The 20,372-nt window shown below is 68.4% G+C and carries 17 protein-coding genes; 11 read left to right on the top strand and 6 right to left on the bottom strand.

The window, feature by feature from the left end; all coding sequences use genetic code 11:
* Positions 1–3: 3 nt before the first annotated feature.
* Both rhaI and OXS49_RS23455 read right to left on the bottom strand, forming a co-directional pair.
* Positions 4–1,296 (bottom strand): L-rhamnose catabolism isomerase, encoded by a 1,293-nt coding sequence (gene rhaI / locus OXS49_RS23460; protein WP_267427051.1) that lies wholly within the window; start codon positions 1,294–1,296, stop codon positions 4–6.
* A gap of 19 nt (positions 1,297–1,315) precedes the next feature.
* A complete protein-coding gene (locus OXS49_RS23455) occupies positions 1,316–3,415 on the bottom strand; it encodes a bifunctional rhamnulose-1-phosphate aldolase/short-chain dehydrogenase (protein ID WP_267427050.1) in 2,100 nt (699 codons plus the stop codon).
* 210 nt (positions 3,416–3,625) lie between these two features.
* Here OXS49_RS23455 and OXS49_RS23450 point away from each other — a divergent pair, with 210 nt between their 5' ends.
* The 11 genes from OXS49_RS23450 (at position 3,626) to ugpC (ending at position 15,732) form a co-directional block, all read left to right on the top strand.
* The gene (locus OXS49_RS23450; protein ID WP_267427049.1) at positions 3,626–4,447 is read left to right on the top strand and encodes a DeoR/GlpR family DNA-binding transcription regulator; all 822 of its coding nucleotides are present in this window, start codon (positions 3,626–3,628) and stop codon (positions 4,445–4,447) included.
* Between the two features lie 58 nt (positions 4,448–4,505).
* Entirely contained in the window at positions 4,506–5,498 is a 993-nt protein-coding gene (gene rhaS / locus OXS49_RS23445; protein ID WP_267427048.1) for a rhamnose ABC transporter substrate-binding protein, read from the top strand.
* Between the two features lie 385 nt (positions 5,499–5,883).
* Positions 5,884–7,446, top strand: a complete 1,563-nt coding sequence (locus tag OXS49_RS23440) for a sugar ABC transporter ATP-binding protein (RefSeq protein WP_267427047.1) — start codon at positions 5,884–5,886, stop codon at positions 7,444–7,446.
* A complete protein-coding gene (locus tag OXS49_RS23435; RefSeq protein ID WP_267427046.1) occupies positions 7,443–8,468 on the top strand; it encodes an ABC transporter permease in 1,026 nt (341 codons plus the stop codon). The genes OXS49_RS23440 and OXS49_RS23435 overlap by 4 nt, the downstream gene beginning before the upstream one ends.
* Positions 8,469–8,472: 4 nt before the next feature.
* Entirely contained in the window at positions 8,473–9,477 is a 1,005-nt protein-coding gene (locus OXS49_RS23430) for an ABC transporter permease (RefSeq protein ID WP_267427045.1), read from the top strand.
* Positions 9,474–9,815 (top strand): L-rhamnose mutarotase, encoded by a 342-nt coding sequence (locus OXS49_RS23425; RefSeq protein WP_267427044.1) that lies wholly within the window; start codon positions 9,474–9,476, stop codon positions 9,813–9,815. The genes OXS49_RS23430 and OXS49_RS23425 overlap by 4 nt, the downstream gene beginning before the upstream one ends.
* Positions 9,812–11,212 (top strand): carbohydrate kinase, encoded by a 1,401-nt coding sequence (locus OXS49_RS23420; RefSeq protein WP_267427043.1) that lies wholly within the window; start codon positions 9,812–9,814, stop codon positions 11,210–11,212. The genes OXS49_RS23425 and OXS49_RS23420 overlap by 4 nt, the downstream gene beginning before the upstream one ends.
* Positions 11,213–11,558: 346 nt before the next feature.
* On the top strand, positions 11,559–12,902 hold the full coding sequence (gene ugpB, locus OXS49_RS23415) for a sn-glycerol-3-phosphate ABC transporter substrate-binding protein UgpB (protein WP_267427042.1): 1,344 nt from the start codon (positions 11,559–11,561) through the stop codon (positions 12,900–12,902).
* A gap of 30 nt (positions 12,903–12,932) precedes the next feature.
* Complete coding sequence (locus OXS49_RS23410; protein ID WP_267427041.1) at positions 12,933–13,814, top strand: ABC transporter permease subunit; 882 nt, start codon at positions 12,933–12,935, stop codon at positions 13,812–13,814.
* On the top strand, positions 13,814–14,647 hold the full coding sequence (ugpE, locus tag OXS49_RS23405) for a sn-glycerol-3-phosphate ABC transporter permease UgpE (RefSeq protein ID WP_244006486.1): 834 nt from the start codon (positions 13,814–13,816) through the stop codon (positions 14,645–14,647). Before OXS49_RS23410 ends, ugpE begins: the two co-directional genes overlap by 1 nt.
* A complete protein-coding gene (gene ugpC / locus OXS49_RS23400) occupies positions 14,647–15,732 on the top strand; it encodes a sn-glycerol-3-phosphate ABC transporter ATP-binding protein UgpC (protein ID WP_267427040.1) in 1,086 nt (361 codons plus the stop codon). Before ugpE ends, ugpC begins: the two co-directional genes overlap by 1 nt.
* 81 nt (positions 15,733–15,813) lie before the next feature.
* Here ugpC and OXS49_RS23395 read toward each other — a convergent pair whose 3' ends face one another.
* The 4 genes from OXS49_RS23395 to OXS49_RS23380 all read right to left on the bottom strand — a co-directional run bounded on the left by OXS49_RS23395 (position 15,814) and on the right by OXS49_RS23380 (position 20,258).
* A complete protein-coding gene (locus tag OXS49_RS23395) occupies positions 15,814–18,300 on the bottom strand; it encodes a PAS domain S-box protein (RefSeq protein WP_267427039.1) in 2,487 nt (828 codons plus the stop codon).
* 270 nt (positions 18,301–18,570) lie between these two features.
* Positions 18,571–18,939: a hypothetical protein gene (locus OXS49_RS23390; protein WP_267427038.1), complete on the bottom strand. Its 369-nt coding sequence runs from the start codon at positions 18,937–18,939 to the stop codon at positions 18,571–18,573.
* Positions 18,940–19,440: 501 nt separating this feature from the next.
* The gene (locus OXS49_RS23385) at positions 19,441–19,713 is read right to left on the bottom strand and encodes a hypothetical protein (protein WP_244006428.1); all 273 of its coding nucleotides are present in this window, start codon (positions 19,711–19,713) and stop codon (positions 19,441–19,443) included.
* A 335-nt stretch (positions 19,714–20,048) separates the two neighbouring features.
* The gene (locus OXS49_RS23380) at positions 20,049–20,258 is read right to left on the bottom strand and encodes a hypothetical protein (RefSeq protein ID WP_267427035.1); all 210 of its coding nucleotides are present in this window, start codon (positions 20,256–20,258) and stop codon (positions 20,049–20,051) included.
* Between the last annotated feature and the right edge of the window lie 114 nt (positions 20,259–20,372).

Raw genomic sequence — 20,372 nt, 5'->3', positions numbered from 1 at the left:
CCGTCAGACGATGCCGCCGCCACCGCCCCGGGCGGCCGGTCGCGCGGCGGCGACCTTGGCGCGGTAACCGCTGTCCCGGTAGGCGGTGATCGGGTCGATCGCGCCGCCGGAATCCAGACGGGCCCGCGCCAGGATCGGCCCGACATCCGTGCGGAAGGCCGCCTTCAGCGTCTCCGAGGCCATCAGTGCGTCGTTGTCCTCCTGGTAGCCGGCGAGCGCCGCCCGGTCGACCAGCAGGGCCTGGGCGTAAGCGCGGCGGATCTCGTCGGCCGAGCGGATCAGGCTCTCGATCGGGTCGGTCACGTTGTGGGACTGGTCGATCATGTAGGCCGGGGCGTCGCCGCTTTCGCCGAGATCGACCAGCTCGTTGAACACCAGGAACAGGCGGAACGGATCGATCGAGCCGGCATCGAGGTCGTCGTCGCCGTATTTCGAATCGTTGACGTGGAAGCCGCCGAGCTTGCCGGCGTGGGCCAGCCGCGACACGATCATCTCGATGTTCACGTTCGGCGCGTGGTGCCCGAGATCGACCAGGCAGGCCGCCTTCGGGCCGAGCGCCTGGGCGGTGACCAGGCTCGTCCCCCAATCCTGCACCACGGTGGCGTAGAAGGCCGGCTCGTACATCTTGTGTTCGGAGAACAGCCGCCAGCCCTCGGGGAGCGCCGCGTAGATCTCCTGCATCGAGGCGAGATAGCGCTCGAAGGCCCGGCCCATATGGCTCTGGCCCGGAAAATTCGCGCCGTCGCCGATCCACACGGTCAGCGCCTTCGAGCCCAAAGCCTCGCCGAGGCGGATGCAGGCGATGTTGTGCGTCACCGCCTGCGCGCGCACGGCCGGATCGACATGGCTGAGCGAGCCGAACTTGTAGGACAGGGGATGGTCCGGATCGCCCGGATGATCCTGGAACGTGTTGGAGTTCATCGCATCGAAGCCGAGCCCTAAGGCCTCTGCCCGGGCGCGCAGCTCGCCGGGGGGCGCCGTGTCCCACGGGATGTGCAGCGAGACGGCCGGGGTGGCGCGGCCGAGTTGCTGGATCACCGCGCAATCGTCGAGCTTCTCGGCGATGCCGCGCGGCTCACCGGGGCCGGGGAAGCGCGCGAAGCGCGTCCCGCCGGTGCCGACGCCCCAGGAGGGGATTGCCACCGTGAAGGCCGCGACCTGCGCGGTCACGGCCGCGATGTCGAGGCCCTGGCGGGCGAGGCGCTGGCCGAGGGCGTCGTAATCCTCGGACAAGGTCCGGGTGAGGGCCGCGTTGTGGGCGGCGATCCGGTCGGGGTCGATCGGCAGGTTGGTCATGATGCGCGCTCCGGTCCCGTCACCGCGTGAAGGACTGGGCGTTGCCCGCATCGACGTTGAGGATGTTGCCGGTCGACTTGGCCGAGAGGTCGGAGGCCAGGAAATACACCGCCTCGGCGATGTCCTCCGGCAGCACCGAGCGCTTCAGCAGGGAGCGCTGGCGGTAATGCTCCTCCAGGGCGTCGCCCTCCAGGCGGTAGGCGGCGGCGCGCTGCTCGCGCCATTCGCCGGTCCAGATCTTGGAGCCGCGCAGCACCGCGTCCGGGTTGACGACGTTGACGCGGATGCCGGCCTCCGCGCCCTCCAGCGCGAGGCAGCGGGCGAGGTGGATCTCCGCCGCCTTGGCGGTGCAGTAGGCCGAGGCGTTCGGCGAGGCGGCGAGCCCGTTCTTGGAGGCGACGAACACCACGGCGCCGCCGAGCCCCTGCCGCCGCAGCAGCCGGAAGGCCTCCCGCGAGACGAGGAAATAGCCCTTGGCCAGGATGTCCATGTTCCGGTCCCACAGGGCGAGGCTCGTGGTCTCCACCGGCTCCGAGGAGGCGATGCCGGCGTTGGACACCACGATGTCGAGGCCTCCGAATTCCAGCGCGGCGGCCGAGAACCCGTCGGCGACGGCGGCCTCGTCGGTCACGTCGAGCGTCACGCTCCGGATCGGGTCGCGGCCATGGGCCTTCACGAAGCCGGCCTCGCCCTCGCCCAGCGCCCCGGCGTCGATGTCGGCGAGCAGAACGCAGGCGCCCTGGTCGATCAGCTGCGCCGCCACCGCACGGCCGATCCCGCCGGCGCCGCCGGTCACCAGCGCGACACGGCCGGCGAGGCTCTTGGGCTTGGGCATGCGCTGGAGCTTGGCTTCCTCCAGCAGCCAGTACTCGATGTCGAACGCCTCCTGCTCGGGCAGGCCGACATAGGTGTCGACCGTCGAGGCCCCACGCATCACGTTGATGGCGTTGACGTAGAACTCGCCGGCGATGCGCGCCGTCGCCTTGTCGCGCGCGAAAGTGATCATGCCGACGCCGGGCACGAGGTACACGACCGCGTTGGCGTCCCGCATGGCCGGGCTGTCGGGGTGGCGGCAGCGGTCGTAATAGGCCGCGTAATCCGCCCGGTAGGCCGCGATGGCCTCATCGAGGGTCGCCAGGATCGATTCGGCCGAGCCGGTCGCCGGGTCGAAATCGAGCACCAGGGGCCGGATCTTGGTCCGCAGGAAATGGTCCGGGCAGCTCGTGCCCAGGGCCGCGAGTTCGCGCAGCCGCTTGGAATTCACGAAGTCCAGCACGGCGGCGCTGTCGTCGAAATGGCCGACCTTGCGCTCCTGCGTGCCGATCCGGCCGCGGATCTCCGGCATCAGCTTGGCCGCGATGGCGCGCCGCTCGGCACCCGGCAGACTCTCGGTGACGCCGCCGCCGAACACGGGCCGGCCTTCCGTCTCACGGTCGAACCACGCGATCGCCGTGTTGATGATCCGCAGCGTGGTCTCGTAGCACGACCGGGCATCGGCGCCCCAGGTGAACAGCCCGTGGCTCTCCAGCACGACGCCCTTGGCGTGCGGGTTGTCGTGCGCGAAGTGCGACAGCATCAGCCCCAGTTCGAAGCCGGGCCGGCGCCAGGGCAGCCAGCCGATCTCGTCGCCGAAGATCTTCTGCGTCAGCGCCCGGCTGTCGCGCGTGGCCGCGATGGCGATCACCGCGTCGGGATGCATGTGGTCGATATGTGGATACGGCAGGTAGGCGTGCAGCGGCGTGTCGATCGAGGCCGCGCGCGGGTTCAACGCGAAGGTGCAGTGGGGCAGGTAGCCCACCATCTCGTCCTCGTGCGCCGGGCCGCGATAGACCTCCCGGAGCTGCTCCAGCTTGTCGAGGTAGAGCGTCGCGAAGCCGTCGCGCTTCATCGTGCCGACGTCGCCGCCCGAGCCCTTGACCCAGAGCACCCGCGTATCCCGTCCGGTCAGCGGATCCTTCGCGGTCACCTTGGCGGAGGTGTTGCCGCCGCCGTAATTGGTGATTCGCTTGTCGGCGCCGAGCAGGTTCGAGCGGTAGAGCAGCAGCGCCGGCTCGTCGAAGCCCGCGACCGCCGCCTCGTCCCAACGACTCTCAAGCAGGCCCTGAGCGGCGTGCGACATGGTCCCCTCCCGATTTTTTATGATGATTCCGGTAGCAACCGACGGCGAAGCCCCCCAATCCGCCGGCTGCCGTCAGGACATTGGCAGGACCGATCATAAACTTTCAATAAACTTCATGATGGCGCTTGTTTGCGACGCAACATGAACGATTTTGCACGAAACTGTTGACGCGGGGGCGGCGAGGTGTTTGGATCATGACAGGAGGAAACGATGCATGAGCGCGAACGCCACCGCATCATTCTGGCTCTGCTGAGGGAGCGCGGGGTGGCGACCGTCCAGGCCATCGCGGCGGCGACCGGCGGGTCCGAGGCGACCGTGCGGCGCGACCTGACGGCCCTGGCGGATCAGGGTGAGCTGAAGAAGCTGCGCGGCGGTGCGGAGGCGCTCCACGCGCCGGCCCATCCCGCCCTGAGCGTCGTGCCGCTGGCGACACCCATCGGCAATACGGGGCCGAACATCCTGGAGAAGCGGGCCATCGCCCGGGCCGCCGTGGACCTCTGCGCCGAGGGGGATTCGATCATCATCAACGGCGGCACCACGACCTTCCAGATGGTGCACGCGCTGGGCGGCCTGAAGCTGCAGGTCCTGACCAACTCGTTCTCGGTGGCCGATCATCTGCTGCGCCACTCGGCCTGCGCCGTGATGGTGCCCTCGGGCACGATCTACCGGGAGCAGAACATCATCCTGAGCCCGTTCGAGGATGACGGGACGGTGCATTTCCGGGCGCGCCGGATGTTCATGGGCGCGATGGGCCTTTCGGCCCTCGGCCTCATGGAGCGGGACGCGCTGATCATCTCGTCGGAGCAGCGCCTGATGCGGCAGGCCGACGAGCTGATCCTGCTCGTGGACGCCACGAAGTTCCGGACCCAATCGTCGATGATCCTGGCACCGCTCAACCGGGCGACCCGGATCATCACCGACGACCGCATCACCGACGCGGAGCGCCGGATGGTGGAGGCTGCGGGCGTCGACCTGATCGTGGTCGATCCGCGTCAGCCCGCGCGTCGGAAAGAGACATCCGCGACTGCGTAAACGAGCAAGATAGCTCAGCAGCCGTCAGGATGGGACTAAAACAGGGGGGAAGACTGCTATGAAGCTGCTGAAGACGCTCGTCCTGTCCACGGCGCTCGCCGCCGGGCTCTTTGCTACGGCCGCGCAGGCGGCTGAAATCCGGATCGCCCTGGTGGCGAAATCGCTGGGCAACCGTTTCTTCGAGGCGGCCGCCAAGGGCGCCGAGGAGGCCGCCCAGAAGCTCGGCGACGTGAAGATCATCTATACCGGCCCGACCACCACCACGGCGGAGGGGCAGATCGAGGTGATCAACGCCCTGATCTCGCAGAAGGTCGATGCCATCGCGATCTCGGCCAACGACAAGGACGCCGTGGTCCCGGTGCTGAAGCGCGCGCAGCAGCGCGGCATCAAGGTGATCTCCTGGGATTCGGCGGTCGCGCCCGAGGGCCGCCTGCTCCATCTCAACCCCTCGTCCGATCCGCTGATCGGCAGCATACTGGTCAAGCTCGCCACCCAGGCGCTCCCGGACGGGAAGGGCAAGATCGCGATCCTCTCGGCGACCCCGACCTCGACCAACCAGAACACCTGGATCGCCGAGATGAAGACGGCTTTACGCGACCATCCGGGCATCGACCTCGTCGCGACGGTCTACGGCGACGACCTCAGCGACAAGAGCTACCGCGAGACGCAAGGCCTGCTCCGGGTCCATCCGGAGGTGACGGTGATCGTCGCGCCGACCTCGGTCGGGATCACCGCGGCCGCGCAGGCGGTCAAGGACGCGGGCAAGACCGGCCAGGTGTTCGTGACCGGGCTCGGCCTGCCCTCCGAGATGGCCGGGGCGGTGCATGCCGGGGTGACCAAGAGCTTCGCGATCTGGAACCCGATCGATCTCGGCTATTCGGCCGCCTATCTCGCCTACGACCTCGTGAAGGGCGCCAAGGCGGAGCCGGGCGCGACGCTGTCGATGGGCCGCGTCGGCACGCTGAAGGTCGAGGCCGGCGGCACCGGCGCGATGGCGGAGCCGACCGTCTTCGACAGCACGAACATCGACCGCTTCGCCGACGTGTTCTGACGGCCCCGACGGCCCCCTCTCCCCGCGTGCGGGGAGAGGCCCGCACGGACCTCGTCGTCCGTGCGGGAAGCGAAGCGGAGGTGAGGGGGTGGCTCCGGACGAGCCTCATCCGTTGAAGCCCCCTCACCCTCGGCTGCCGCCTGGCTCCGGCGACGACGAGGTCGCCGGAGCCCTCTCCCCGCAAGCGGGGCGAGGGGATCCCTGTGGCTATCCTCGGCGCAGCCGGACTCAGAAGCGATCCTGTCCCCGCGTCCCCGTGCGGCGCGGAGACGAAAACCACGGCAGCTCCAAGACCCCGAGGCATCTCGCGCCGAACGAGGCCTGCCGGACGCCCGCGCGCGATCCCCGTGCGCGGCACCCAACCCAAACACGGGAGCGACACGCCATGTCCGGCGCCCTGCAGATCGACCACCCGTCCGACGCCGAACCGGCCGCGCTCCCGCCGCCGCGCCTCGAACTGCGCGGCATCGTCAAGCACTTCCCCGGCGTGCGCGCCCTCGACGGCGTCGACCTCGTGCTGCGCCCCGGCCGCGTCACCGCGCTGATCGGCGAGAACGGGGCCGGCAAGTCGACGCTGGTCAAGATCCTCACCGGCATCCACCGCCCCGATGGCGGCGAGATCCGGGTCGGCGGCAAGCCGGTCAGCTTCGCCGCGCCGCAGGACGCGCAGGCCGCCGGGATCACCGCCATCCACCAAGAGACCGTGCTGTTCGACGACCTCACGGTGGCGGAGAACATCTATCTCGGCCACGCCCCGCGGACCCGGCTGGGCTTCGTCGACTGGTCGGCCATGCGGGCGCGGGCGACCGCTCTGCTCTACGGGCTCGACGCGCCGATCCGGCCCTGGACCCGGCTGCGCGACCTGTCCATCGCCCAGCGGCACCTCGTGGCCATCGCCCGCGCCCTGTCGGTCGACAGCGAGATCGTCATCATGGACGAGCCGACCGCGGCTTTGTCCCACAAGGAGGTGGACGACCTCGCCCGCGTGATCGAGCGCCTGAAGGGCCAGGGCAAGGCGATCCTGTTCATCAGCCACAAGTTCGAGGAGCTGTATCGGATCGCCGACGATTACACGGTGTTCCGCGACGGCCGCTCGGTCGGGGCCGGCCGCATGGACGCGGCCACGCACGACGACCTCGTGCGCCTGATGGTCGGCCGCAGCGTCGATCAGGTCTTCCCCAAGGTCCCCGCCACCCTCGGCGAGCCGGTGCTGGAGGTGGCGGGCCTGTGCCATCCGACCGAGTTCGACGGCGTCAGCTTCACCCTGCGCCGCGGCGAGATCCTGGGGCTCTACGGTCTCGTCGGCGCTGGCCGCTCCGAGCTGTGCCAGGCGCTGTTCGGCGCCACCGCGCCCTCGGCCGGGACGATCGCGGTCGAGGGCCGCAAGGTGGCGATCCGCTCCCCGGCGGACGCGGTGCGCGCCGGCATCGTCTACGTGCCGGAGGAGCGCGGACGCCACGGCGCCGTGCTGGCGATGCCGGTCTTCGAGAACGTGACCCTGGCCTGCCTCGGCGCCGTCTCGCGGCACGGCTTCATCCGGTCGGCCGAGGAGTTCCGGCTCGCCCGTCACTACGCGGAGCGCCTGGACCTGCGCGCGTCCTCGCTGGCGCAGCCGGTCGGCACCCTGTCGGGCGGCAACCAGCAGAAGGTCGTGATCGGCAAGTGGCTCGCGGCCGGGCCCAAGGTCGTCATCCTCGATGAGCCGACCAAGGGCATCGACATCGGCTCGAAGGCCGCCGTCCACGCCTTCATGAGCGAGCTGGCCGGCCAGGGGCTCGCCGTGCTGATGGTGTCGTCCGAGCTGCCCGAGATCCTCGGCATGGCCGACCGCGTGATGGTGATGCGCGAGGGCCGGATGGCGGGCCTGTTCGAGCGCGAAGGCCTCACCGCCGAGACCCTGGTGGCGGCCGCCACCGGCAACACGCAAACCCGGAGCGACCGGCCATGAGCGCGCCTCAGCAACCTGGCCGCGTTGACGACCTCGACCTGCGCGGGCTCGTCCTGCGCCGTGAGACCCTGCTGGCCGCCGCGCTCGTTCTCCTGCTCGGCGTGATCGCGCTCCGGTTCCCGGCCTTCGTCACCGCGTCGAGCCTCGGCGGCGTGTTCAACGACAGCGCCATCCTGATCATCATGGCGCTGGGCCAAGCCGCCGTGCTGTTGACCCGGTCGGTCGACCTCTCGGTCGCCGCCAACGTGGCGCTCACCGGCATGGCGGTGGCGCTGATCGACGCCCATCACGGCCTGCCGCTGGGGCTGACCATCCTGGCGGCGCCGGCTTTGGGCCTGCTGCTCGGCGCGTTCAACGGCCTCCTCGTGTGGCGGCTCGGGATGCCGCCGATCGTGGTGACGCTCGGAACGCTCACGATCTACCGCGGCCTCGCCTTCGTGCTGTCGGGCGGCGCCTGGATCAACAGCTTCCAGTTCTCGCCCGCCTTCCTGGCGCTCCCCCGGACGGAACTGCTCGGGGTACCGGTGCTGAGCTGGATTGCGGTCGCGGTCGTCGCGGCGGCCGCGATCGTCCTCGGCCGCACGGCGGCGGGCCGGGGCTGGTTTGCAGTCGGCGGCAACCCGACCGCCGCCGCCTACGCGGGGATCGACCCGGGCCGCACACGCTTCCTCGCCTTCTGCTTCTCCGGCCTCCTGTCGGGGCTCTGCGGCTACCTGTGGGTCGCCCGCTACGCGGTGGCGTATGTCGATCTGGCCTCGGGCTTCGAGCTCGACGTGATCGCGGCCTGCGTCATCGGCGGGGTTTCGATCGCGGGCGGCATCGGCTCGGTGGCCGGCGCCGTCCTGGGCAGCCTGTTCCTCGGCACGATCAAGAACGCGCTGCCGGTGGTGAACGTCTCGCCCTTCGCGCAGATGGCGATTTCGGGAACGATCATCATCGCGGCGGTGGCCCTGAACACGCGCGCCGAGCGCCGTCGCGGCCGCATCATCCTGCGGCCGGCCGGCCCGCAAGCGGCGGAGTGAGGCCATGGCGCTGCAGACCACCTCCCGGGTCATCCCGGACCGCCTCCTGGGGCCGATCGGGCGCTCCGCCATCCGCTGGGAGACGCTGCTCCTGGTGCTCGCCGCGGCGATCTTCCTCGCCAACGCGCTGGCCTCGCCGTACTTCCTCGACATCTGGAACCTGTCGGACGCCACGTTCAATTTCACCGAGAAGGCGATCATCGCGTTGGCCGTCGCCTTCGTGGTGATGGCCGGGGAGATCGACCTGTCGGTGGGCGGCACCATCGCGCTCGCCTCCACCGCCATGGGTGAGGCCGCGGCCCTGGGCTGCGGCACCCCGGCCCTGGTGGCGGTCGGGCTCGGCGTCGGCGGGGCCTGCGGGCTGGTCAACGGCGTGCTGATCGCCCGGCTCGGCCTGCCCGCGATCATGGCGACGATCGGCACGATGAGCCTCTACCGGGGCCTGAGCTACCTCGCGCTGGGCGACGGCGTGCTGAAGGATTACCCGGCCTCCTTCGGCTGGATCGGCCAGGGCTATGTCTGGCAGGCTCTGTCCTTCGAGTTCGCCTGCTTCCTCGTTCTGGCGGCCCTGGCCGGGCTCGTGCTGCACCGGACCGTGTTCGGCCGGGCCGTGCGGGCGATCGGCAACAACGCCTTCGCGGCGCGCTTCTCGGGCCTTCCGGTCGAGCGGATCCGGATGATCCTGTTCGTCCTCACCGGCCTCGCCGCGGGGCTGGCCGCCGTGATGCTGACGAGCCGGCTCGGCTCGACCCGGCCATCCATCGCGCTGGGCTGGGAACTCGACGTGGTCACGATCGTGGTGCTGGGCGGGATCAGCATCCAGGGCGGATCGGGCACGATCCCCGGCGTGGTGCTCGCGGCCTTCGTGCTGGGCCTCGTCACCTACGGGCTCGGCCTGCTCAATGTGCCGGGCATCATCATGTCGATCGTCATCGGCGCGATGCTGATCGGCACCATCGCGCTGCCGATCCTGGCCGGCCGCGTCCTCGCCGCGCGGAGGCGGTCATGATCGGCCCGTTCGACCCCGAGGCTTACGAGAAACACGCCTTCGCGATGCGTCTCCGGCCGGGCTGCGAGGCGGCCTATCGCGAACGCCACGACACGCTCTGGCCCGAGCTGGCGGACCTGTTGCGCCGGGCCGGGGTGGCCGATTACTCGATCCACCTCGAGCCGGAGACGAACCTGCTCTTCGCAATCCTGTGGCGGCGGCGCGACCACGGCATGGAGGCCCTGCCGGACCACCCGGTGATGCGTCGCTGGTGGGCCCATATGGCGGATCTCATGGAGACCGAGCCGTCGGATGCGCCGGTCGTGCTGCCGCTGCGTACGCTGTTCCACCTGCCATGACATCCGCCCCGAAGACGCCCCCGCCGCGCAGGATCGCGGTCATCGATATCGGCAAGACCAACGTCAAGCTGGTCATCGTCGATACCGCGACGTGCGACGAGATCTGGGTCCGGACGGTGCCGAACACGATCCGGCGCGACGGCCCTTATCCGCACGCGGATGTCGCGATGATCGAGGCCTTCCTCGTCGATGCCCTCGCGGACGCGGCGGCGGCTGTCGGGATCGACGCCGTGTCGATCACCACGCACGGGGCCACCGGCGCGCTGATCGGGCCGGAGGGCCTCGTCCTGCCGGTGCTCGACTACGAGCATGACGGGCCCGACGCCCTCGATGCGGAGTATGGCCCGGTCCGTCCGGCCTTCGCTGAGAGTTTTTCGCCGCGTCTTCCCGGAGGGCTGAATCTCGGGGCGCAGCTGTTCTGGCAGGCGCGGTTGTTTTCCCAGGCCTTTGCCCGCGCGACTCACTTCGTCACCTATCCGCAATACTGGGCGTGGCGCCTTACGGGCGTCGCGGCCACCGAGCCGACCTCGCTCGGCTGCCACACCGACCTTTGGGCGCCCGGAGCGCGGCGGTTCTCCAGCTTGGTGGAGCGGATGGACTGGGGCCGCCTGATGGCGCCGGTACGCTCCGCCTTCGACGTGCTCGGCACCGCGCGCCCCGACCTCGCCGACCGGATCGGCCTCGGCCCGGCCGTCCCGGTCGCATGCGGGCTGCACGATTCCAACGCCTCCCTGCTGCCCTACATCCAGGGGAGCACGGAGCCGCGCACGATCCTGTCGACAGGGACCTGGATCATCGCCTTCGCGGTCGGCGGTGCGCTCGATCGGCTCGATGCCGGGCGCGACATGCTGGCCAACGTCGATGCCTATGGCCGGCCCGTGCCTTCGGCCCGCTTCATGGGCGGCCGGGAATTCGACCACCTGACCGGCCGCGTGCCGGTCGAGCCGGATCCGGCCACCGTCGCCTCCGTGCTCGCGCGAAACATCCTGGCGCTGCCCGGCTTCGCCCACGGCAGCGGTCCGTTCCCCGATGCGGTCGGCGCCTGGTCACACGATCCGGACAGCCTGTCTGCCGCCGAGCGCACCGCCGCCGCGACCCTCTACGCCGCGCTGACGACCGCGACCTGCCTGGATCTGCTCGGCGCGGCGGGGCCGATCTTCGTGGAAGGTCCGTTCGCCCGGAACACCCTTTATGGCGCGGCGCTGGCGCAGCTTTCGCGGCGGCCCGTGCAGGCCTCGCCGCATCGGACAGGGACGAGCAGCGGCGCCGCCTGCCTGTTCGCGTCGGACGGGGCGCGCGACACGTCGGGGCAGGAGCCCACTGCGGGCGCTGCCGCTCTGGGCCCGACCTTCGACGCCTACGCGGCGCGATGGCGGCGTGAAGCGGTTTCGCACTGACGATGATCAAATCCGCCAGCCTGGGCGCGAAGCGGCTGGTCGAAGCGGGTTCACGTCAATCGAACTGCTTCGGCCAACGAACAGCAAACCTTACGGTGAGAGCCTCGTAGACGGCCGCTCCTTGGCTTCCTCTGGAAGGCGTCGCGGATTTATCCGGGCGGGAATATCTCAGATCCATCGCAGGACTGCGTCGCGGCGCCGGACGGCAGACCGCTTTATTCCCCTGTCACGTCCGTGCATGATAGTGGAATAAGCACCGCGTTTCCGGGCGCGGGTGCTTCCACGGGATCTGGTCTCAAGCCTGACGTCAACAGGCGCATCGATCCCGCCGCGGGGAGGGTTTTGGATGGATCGTCGCGTCCTGTTGGCCGGCGTCGGCGGTCTCGCCGCATGGACTGCGCTTCGCCCGTCCACCCCGGCCTCGGCCGGGGATCGGACGCCCGTGGTGCTCTGGCATGCGATGTCGGGCGCGAACGGCGAAGAGGTCGAGCGTCTGGCGCGCGACTTCAACGCGAGCCAATCCGAGATCACGCTGGAGGCGGTGTTCAAGGGCTCCTATCCCGAGACGCTGACGGCGGCGATCGCCGCCTACCGCGCCGGCAAGGCGCCCCACATCGTCCAGATCTTCGAGGTCGGCACGGGCACGATGCTGCAGGCCGGCCCCGCTATCAAGCAGGCCTGGAAGCTCGCGGAGGAGACGGGGCTCGCCCTCGATCCCAAGGCCTACATCCCCGGCGTGCGCGGCTATTACAGCCTGCCGGATGGCAAGCTCGCCTCGATGCCGTTCAACTCCTCGACGGCGGTCATGTGGTACAACCGCGACGCCTTCGAGAAGGCGGGGCTCGATCCGGACAAGCCGCCGGCCACCTACGACGACTTCGCCAAGGCGGCCCGCACCCTCGCCTCCAAGGCACCGACGCCCATCGCCAGCACGTCGGCCTGGATGACCTGGATCCAGTTCGAGGAATACGCTGCGATCCAGAACCTCGCCTACGCCACCCAAAATGACGGCTATGACGGCCTCGGCGCGGAACTGCTGATCAACACCAAGCCCTTCGTCGATCAGCTCCAGCGGTTTATGGACCTGGCGAAGGACGGCGCCTTCAAATATGCCGGCCGCGATGGTGCCCCGGACGCGGTCTTCTACTCCGGTCAAGCCGCGATCGGGTTCGGCTCGTCCTCGGGCCGCGCCGACATCGTCAAGAACGCCAAGTTCCGTTACGCCGAGGCCTTCCTGCCGACGGAGCCGGCGCTGAACCCAAGCCCGAACAACTCCATCATCGGCGGCGCCAGCCTATGGGCGATGACGGCGCCGAAGCGCTCCGAGGCCGAGTACAAGGCCGTCGCGGCCTTCTACGCCTTCATCGCGAAGCCTGATCAGGTTGCCCTCTACGCCCAGAACACCGGATACGTCCCGGTCACGCTCGCCGGCTACGAAGCCACCAAGCAGGCGGGCTATTTCGACAGGAACCCCGGCACCGACGTACCCGCGCGTCAGCTCTCCCGCGGCGAACTGACCCCGAACTCCCGCGGCCTGCGCCTCGGCCGCCTGCCGGAGATCCGCGCGATCCTCTACGAGGAGATCGAGAAGGCGCTTCAGGGTCAGCAGACCGCACAAGCGGCGATGGATAGCGCCGCCGCGCGCGGCAACCGCGTGCTGCGCGACTTCCAGAAATCCGCGCGCGGCTGACGCGGCAGACCGGCGCAAGGCTCACCTGGCATGGAACGACGGACGCTGTTCCCCGGTCGGCTGCTGCCGGCCCTTCTGATCCTGCCGCAGCTGGTGCTGACGGTCATCTTCTTCCTCTGGCCCGCCATCCAGGCGGTCAAGTCGAGCCTGGAGCGTGAGGATGCCTTCGGCACCAGCACCGAGTTCGTCGGGCTCGACAATTTTACCGACCTATTCGCGGATCCGCTCTACCTCGCGGCGATTGGGCGGACGGTGGTGTTCTGCGCCTGCGTGACCGCCGTCTCGATGGGTGTGGCGCTCGTGCTCGCGGTCCTGGCGGATACCGAGATCCGGGGCCGCGCCTTCTACCGCACGATGCTGATCTGGCCCTATGCAGTAGCCCCCGCCATGGCGGCGGTTTTGTGGGTGCTGATGTTCCACCCGCAGATCGGCCTTGTCGGCGCGTGGCTGAACCGGATCGGGATCGCCTGGGACTACAAGCTCGACGGCACGCAGGCCATGGCGCTCGTGATCCTGGCGGCCGCCTGGAAGCAGATCAGCTACAACTTCATCTTCTTCCTGGCGGGCCTGCAGGCGATCCCGAAGACGATCATCGAGGCGGCCCGCATCGACGGCGCCCGGGGCCTGCGCCGGTTCCGCACCATCCTGCTGCCGCTGCTGATGCCGACGGTCTATTTCCTGCTCGTCGTCGATCTCGTCTACGCGGCCTTCGACACCTTCGCGACGGTCTACGCGGTGAACGGGGGCGGGCCTGGCCAGTCGACCCAGACGCTCGTCCTCAAGGTCTATCTCGACGGCGTCGTCAACGCGAATGTCGGCGCGTCCTCGGCGCAATCCGTGGTGCTGATGGTCGGCGTCATCATCCTCTGCGCCCTGCAGTTCCGGTTCCTCGGGCGGAAGGCTGCCACGTGATGCGGCGGAGAACGCTGAATCTGATCCCCCACGCCGTCATGATCCTGGCGATCCTGCTCTTCGCCCTGCCGATCTGGATCGCGATCGCCGGCTCGACCCAGGATTCGGCCGCGATCGCCCGGGGCGACGTCTCGCTGATCCCGAACCTCTCCGGCCTCGGAGTCTACCGCGACGTGCTGATGAACGGGTCGGCGGGGGCTGGGCCGGTCTGGCGCGCGCTGCTCGTCTCGGCCGGGATGGCGCTCGCCATCGCGTTCGGCAAGATCGCCCTGTCGCTGCCCTCCGCCTACGCCGTCACCTTCTTCCGCTTTCCCTTCCGCATGGCGGCCTTCTGGCTGATCTTCCTGACCCTGATGCTGCCGGTGGAAGTGCGGCTGATTCCGACCTTCCAGGTCATGTCCTCCCTGGACCTGATCAACAGCTTCACGGGCCTGACGATTCCCCTCATCGCCTCCGCGACGGCGACGCTGCTGTTCCGACAGACCTTCCTCGCCGTCCCGGACGAGCTCGTCGAGGCGGCGCGGATCGACGGGGCCGGGCCCTTGCGCTTCCTGCGGGACATCCTGATCCCGATTTCGGGCGCCAACATCGCCGCCCTGTTCGTGATCCTGTTCGTCTACGGCTGGAACCAGTACCTGTGGCCGCTCCTGGTCGCGACCGATCCGAAGCTCGACACGGTGGTGATCAGCATCGTCAAGATGATCGGCGTCGACACCGCCACTGAATGGAACAAGGTCATGGCGACGGCGGTGCTGGCGCTGATCCCCCCGGTGGCGGTGGTGCTCCTGATGCAGCGGTGGTTCGTGAAGGGCCTCACGGAAGGGGACAAGTGATGGCGGGCCTACAACTCGACGGCCTGCGCAAGAGTTTCGGCAGCAACGAGATCCTGAAGGGGGTCGATCTCGCCCTGGCGGACGGCGAGATGCTGGTGATCGTCGGCGCGTCGGGCTGCGGAAAATCCACCCTGCTGCGCATCGTGGCGGGTCTCGAGACGCCCACCGCCGGGCGCGTCCAGATCGACGGGCGCGACGTCACCGACCTCGACCCGTCGGCGCGCGACATCGCCATGGTGTTCCAGAACTACGCCCTGTACCCGCACATGAGCGTGTTCGACAACATGGCCTACGGGCTGAAGATCCGTGGCCTGCCCCGCGCCGAAATCCGCGCGAAGGTCGATGCGGCCTCGGCCCTGCTGGGCTTGGAGGCGCTGCTCGAGCGCAAGCCGCGTCAGCTCTCCGGCGGCCAGCGCCAGCGGGTCGCCATGGGGCGCGCCATCGTCCGCGACCCGAAGCTGTTCCTGTTCGACGAGCCCCTTTCGAACCTCGACGCCAAGCTTCGGGTGCAGATGCGCGGCGAGATCCGCCGCCTCCAGCGCCGCCTGAAGGTGACGAGCCTCTACGTCACGCACGATCAGGTCGAAGCGATGACTTTAGGCGACCGGCTGCTCGTGATGCACCAGGGCGTGCCGGTGCAACTGGCGACGCCGACGGAGGTGTACGCGCGCCCCGCCGATACCTACGTCGCGGGGTTCATCGGTTCTCCGGCGATGAACCTCCTGCCCGGTCTGCTGGGTCGGAACGGGACGATGGTGCGTGTCGCGGACGCAGACATCGACCTCGGGCCGCAGCGGTTGGATCGGCCGGACGGTCACCCCGTGATTCTGGGCATCCGGCCGGAACATGTCGTGCTCGACGCATCGGGCATGACATGGCCAGTCGAGGTCGTGGAACATCTCGGGGCCGAGATGCTGGTTCATGCCGGTCGTCCGGGCGAGACGGCGTTGACACTCAAGATCGCAAACGGCACGCCGCTGAGCGACGCCATCCGGGTGTCGTTTCCGTCGGCGCATATCCACGTCTTCGACCAAGCGACAGGGCTACGGTTCGAATCGATTGGATCGGGCCCATCGTCGTCGTAATCGGCAATTGCGCGTTCCACGCAGCCTCCGTCGGCGGCACTCAGTAGGGCAGGGCGGTGTTGGGCTCACCGTTTCCGGCCGTCAACGCGACCCGCTCACTCCTGCGGGCGGGCAGGACGCTTCCGTCAAGATGTCGGAACCGGCGCCGCCGCTCAGTGTCGTCGCGCGGGCATCCTGAACGGCGCGGCGCAGGATGCGGGACAGGTCGGCGACGGAATAGGGCTTGCGCAGCAGGTCGAACCCGTGCGTGCCCTCCGACGCGAGCACGTCGCTGTAGCCAGAGGTCAGCACGACCGGGATATCCGGTCGCCGCCGCCGGATCTCGCCGGCGAGTTCGACGCCGTTCATGCCCGGCATCACCACGTCGGAGAACACCACCTCGAATCGGGCTGGGGTGCGCGCGATCTCGGCGAGCGCTTTCGGCGCGTCCGTCACCCAGACCGTTTGGTAACCCAATTCCCGCAGAGCCTGCTCGGCGAAGGCGCCGACGTCGAGATTGTCCTCAACCACGAGGACCTGGGTGCCGTGCCCTTCGGCGAGCGCCTTCGGCTCTTCGGCCGGTCCGGCGGTGCCCGCGGAGGCGACGCGGGGCAGAAACAGGGTGAAGGTCGTGCCGATGCCGAGCGTGCTCTCGACGATGACCTCGCCGCCGGACTGTTTGGCAAACCCGAAGACTTGGCTGAGGCCGAGGCCAGTTCCCTGCCCGACGGTCTTGGTCGTGAAGAACGGCTCGAAGATTCGTTCCAGGTTCTCCGGCGCGATGCCGGAACCCGTGTCGGTGATCGAGATCGCCACGAACTCTCCGCGTTGGCGGGAATGCGCCCGCACGGCTGGAACCGTCGTCGCCCGGCGGAGCCGGATGCGCAGGTGCCCTTCACCGTCCATCGCGTCGCGGGCGTTGATGACGAGGTTCACAAGGGCGGTGTCGAACTGGCTCGGATCGGCATTGATGTGCAGGTCGTGGCTGTCGCCCTCGGGCAGGTCGAGCTCGACGTGCACCCGCGCGCCCGTGAGCGTGCCCACCATATCGGCCACGGCGATGACGGCGCAATCGACCGCGAAGATCTCGGGCTGCAACGCCTGCCGCCGGGCGAAGGCGAGGAGTTGGCCGGTGAGCTTTGCGGCCCGGTCCACGGTGTCGGCGATGGCCCCGACATACCGTTGGCGCCGCTCCTCCGCCAGATCGGGGCGCTTCAGCAGGTCGGTGGAGGACTTGATCACCGTCAGCAAGTTGTTGAAATCATGGGCCACGCCGCCCGTGAGTTGCCCCACTGCTTCCAGCTTCTGAGATTGGCGAAGTTGCTCCTCCAGCGCGCGCCGCTCGGTGACGTCGCGGCCGGCCGCGTAGAAGCTGCCGCCCGTCGGAATGGCGTTCCAAGAAATCCATCGATAGGCGTCCTCGCGCGTTCGCATGCGCACGTCGACGTCGGCGAGAGGGTTGCCGCCGTCGAGCCGATCGAACGCCCGCGCGGCGATATCGAGATCGTCGGGGTGGACGAACGCATCGAAACGCGCACCGACTACCTCGGCCAGGTCCCAGCCCAGCATCTCGGTCCACGCGGCGTTCGCCGTGCGGAAGCAGCCGTCGAAGCCGCAGATCACCAGCAGGTCTCGGCTCGCGCGCCAGACGAGGTCGCGCTCGGTGGTCCTCTCGTCCGCCGTCGCCTGGAGCGTGGTCTCGGCCCGGCGGCGGTCGGTGATGTCGTTGAACAGGAGGGCCACGCGGTGCTGCTCGGGCTCGCCGACGCGGAGGGCGTGAACGTCGAACCATCGCCCCAGCGCGATTGCCCCGCTCTCGAACCTGATAGCGCGGCCGGTACGCGCGACCTCCCCGTAGGTGTCGAACCAGGAGCGTTCGAGGCCGGGCACGAGTTCGCTGATCCAGCGGCCCGCGGCGTCGCGCAGTCCCGTCTGCCGCTCGAAGGCCGGGTTGACCTCGACAAAGCGGTAATCGACCGCCCGTCCCTCCGCGTTGAAGCGCATCTCGACGATGCAGAAACCGCTGTCGACGGCGTTGAACAGGGCCCGGTATCGAGCCTCGCTCTCGGCGAGCACGCCCTCGGCGGTCCGGAAGCGAGTAACGTCGAGCTGGCTCGCGAAGAAGTAACGGAGCTGACCGTCAGGATCGAAGACCGGGCTGACGTAAAGCTCGTTGCGAAACGGCGTGCCGTCGCGGTGGTAATTCAGGATCTCCACAACGACGTCGCGCCGGCCGGCAATGGCATCGCGCACCTTGGCCACGTCGGCGGGATCGGTGTCACGGCCCTGGAGGAAGCGGCAATTGTGCCCGATAAGCTCGGCGGCATCGTAGCCGCACAGATTCTGGAAGGCCCGGTTGGCGAAGACGATGGGGTTATCGGGCTGATTGGGATCGGTGATGATCTGCGGCATGCGGGTCTTCTCCGCCGCCGTGAACAGGAGGTCGGCCGAGGCCGCGGACGTGCGCTGGCCCTGGCTCGGCCGCTGCAGGCCGTCGCCCGGCCCCACCGCCAGCTGTGCCTGCAGGCGAGCCACGCGCTCTTCGAGTTCGCGTTCGCGCCGTCGCAGTCTCTCGATCTCTGCGTCCATGGCCCCCTCGGTCGGGCATGGAGATAGCTTCGGCGACGGCACGGGACAACGTCTTACATTCGGACGTGAGCCATCGCGGTGATGCCGCAGGACTGATCTTTTCCGCTGGGCGTGGTCCGCCCCAAGGTACAGCTGTCGAGCCGGGACGAGAACGGACGGATGGGAACGAAGCGGTACACGCAAGCGGACCGTCTCGCCAAGATGCAGCGGGAGGCGTGCTAGTCGGCAAAAGATTGAGCATTAGCCGGGCGCAATGCGCGGCTGCGACGATCAGATACCAACGCTTGCCGCTCCGGCTTCGGCGGCCTGTTGGACAGTCGCTCCCTTCCGCAACGCCGTCGAGATCGCCGTCGACGCCGTATCGACAGCCGCAGCGCGATCCTCGCCGTGATCGTGCGTGCCGTTCGTGCCTCCGCTCAGTCTAGCATGGTAGTTGTCTGGAAAGTGCTGATCCATTCGCATCTTGAGCAGTTCTGTCGCAGCGCGATAATCGGCATCGAAATTTCTAGACCGCCCTCCGGTCTCAACCTTGTAAACCCCAGCCTCTCCCTTTTCGGCCATCGATCGGCTTCTGCGCCGATCCCCGCCGACAGAGAAAAATTGGACAATCTTGGAGAGCAGCCAAACGAGCGGGTTCATCGTGACGTCCTGATGGAGCAGCGTCGAACGCGCTATCCCGAAGACGACAACGCGTCTCAGCGACTTGTGGACCCCGAGGTGCGGCTATGATTCCTCCGAGCATCGCTCTCGGCTGAGGTCGCTGCAGCAGACTTCACGCCCGCTGATCGTCCCCCGTTGCGCCGACCCCGTGCGGAGCTTCGCCCTGCCTCTGGCCGTCCACTCCCAGTGGCGCAGCGCTGTAGCCTTCACCGGGGAGGACATAGCCAAGTTCGAGCGCGCATTTACGTCCACGCCACGCCCCGTCCAATTTCCGCATACGAAGGCGACGGGGCTCACACCCCGCCGTTCAACCGCTTGTCGATTCCAGCGACTCCAAGGGCCGCCTGTCTTCCGTGGCTGTTACAGGCCCATCAGCACGCCGGCCGAACTGATCACCGTCACTGCGAGGCCGCCTACGAACACGGCGATCATCGCGTAGGAGAACAACCTGAGCTGCATGGTTTCGATCTGCCTGACCGATCAGCAACGGTTCCCACCGGCGGTCTGGCCGTACTGCTTGACCGGAAAGTTCTGCTGGTTGGCGTTGCCCTCGGCAGCCGAGCTCATCGGGCAGGTCGCAGGGTTGTTGTCGTATCCGAATAGGCTGCCAGCTGGGGCGCCAAGCGCGCCGGTGGTTTCAACATCGTCGGACGTCGAGCCGGCCCAGGCAGGACGGTCGTAGGCCATAGCGGACGAGATCGGGGCTACGGCAAGCACGAGAACAGCGATAGTGGCGGCCATACGGGTCTTCATGGTCCAGCTCGTGCTCCTTTACGCAGTACAGTCCGAGTCGTCCGGTCCATTTATTCTTGCGTAAAAATTATATAGGTACGACCATTCTTTAGCGACGTGCCCCTGCGCACGCAGCGTATGGGATCAAGCCGGGTGGAGGTTCTGCTCGGACTCCGACAGCGGGGGCCGCAGACAGGCTGCTGCGCATCGTCGTGACGCGCGAGCGAGAGCGGAACGCCGCCGTTAGGCTGGGCTGGGCCACGGGGTCGTCCCTGGACAAAGACCCTGGCGCCCACTTCCACCGATGATCTCGACATGCCCAGCCCGCGTCCCTGGTTGACGCCTGTCTGTTGCCCTCAGACGTCGGTTTCCCGCTTAACAACGGCGTCTTCGTCGGTGCCTTTCTGCGTCAAGCCGACCTCCGGACGATGGGTCGGATCCATAGGAGCTTTGGAGCTGACTGGAGAAACAGCTTGCCGTTCAGCTCCAACCCGAGCCCACCGCTCGCCGTCGTACTCGCTGTTGGCGAGATCCTGCGTATTCGTGCTCTTCGTTTCGTCGGGCATCAGACGCTCTCCGTGTGAGAGGGAAACTCGGGCCGGTGCTGCTGTATCCGTACCCCTTCCTCAGCGGGAGGCGGACACGAACATCAGATCCTGGCGTGAAGTCGCATAGCCGGT

This window comes from Methylobacterium sp. GC_Met_2, assembly GCF_026540795.1.
Classification (GTDB): domain Bacteria; phylum Pseudomonadota; class Alphaproteobacteria; order Rhizobiales; family Beijerinckiaceae; genus Methylobacterium.
This window is presented reverse-complemented; position numbering and strand designations above follow the sequence as displayed.

Coding starts and splice junctions, on each gene's coding strand:
- rhaI (WP_267427051.1), bottom strand. CDS start 1,296: ATGACCAACCTGCCGATCGACCCCGACCGGATCGCCGCCCACAACGCG.
- OXS49_RS23455 (WP_267427050.1), bottom strand. CDS start 3,415: ATGTCGCACGCCGCTCAGGGCCTGCTTGAGAGTCGTTGGGACGAGGCG.
- OXS49_RS23450 (WP_267427049.1), top strand. CDS start 3,626: ATGCATGAGCGCGAACGCCACCGCATCATTCTGGCTCTGCTGAGGGAG.
- rhaS (WP_267427048.1), top strand. CDS start 4,506: ATGAAGCTGCTGAAGACGCTCGTCCTGTCCACGGCGCTCGCCGCCGGG.
- OXS49_RS23440 (WP_267427047.1), top strand. CDS start 5,884: ATGTCCGGCGCCCTGCAGATCGACCACCCGTCCGACGCCGAACCGGCC.
- OXS49_RS23435 (WP_267427046.1), top strand. CDS start 7,443: ATGAGCGCGCCTCAGCAACCTGGCCGCGTTGACGACCTCGACCTGCGC.
- OXS49_RS23430 (WP_267427045.1), top strand. CDS start 8,473: ATGGCGCTGCAGACCACCTCCCGGGTCATCCCGGACCGCCTCCTGGGG.
- OXS49_RS23425 (WP_267427044.1), top strand. CDS start 9,474: ATGATCGGCCCGTTCGACCCCGAGGCTTACGAGAAACACGCCTTCGCG.
- OXS49_RS23420 (WP_267427043.1), top strand. CDS start 9,812: ATGACATCCGCCCCGAAGACGCCCCCGCCGCGCAGGATCGCGGTCATC.
- ugpB (WP_267427042.1), top strand. CDS start 11,559: ATGGATCGTCGCGTCCTGTTGGCCGGCGTCGGCGGTCTCGCCGCATGG.
- OXS49_RS23410 (WP_267427041.1), top strand. CDS start 12,933: ATGGAACGACGGACGCTGTTCCCCGGTCGGCTGCTGCCGGCCCTTCTG.
- ugpE (WP_244006486.1), top strand. CDS start 13,814: ATGCGGCGGAGAACGCTGAATCTGATCCCCCACGCCGTCATGATCCTG.
- ugpC (WP_267427040.1), top strand. CDS start 14,647: ATGGCGGGCCTACAACTCGACGGCCTGCGCAAGAGTTTCGGCAGCAAC.
- OXS49_RS23395 (WP_267427039.1), bottom strand. CDS start 18,300: ATGGACGCAGAGATCGAGAGACTGCGACGGCGCGAACGCGAACTCGAA.
- OXS49_RS23390 (WP_267427038.1), bottom strand. CDS start 18,939: ATGAACCCGCTCGTTTGGCTGCTCTCCAAGATTGTCCAATTTTTCTCT.
- OXS49_RS23385 (WP_244006428.1), bottom strand. CDS start 19,713: ATGAAGACCCGTATGGCCGCCACTATCGCTGTTCTCGTGCTTGCCGTA.
- OXS49_RS23380 (WP_267427035.1), bottom strand. CDS start 20,258: ATGCCCGACGAAACGAAGAGCACGAATACGCAGGATCTCGCCAACAGC.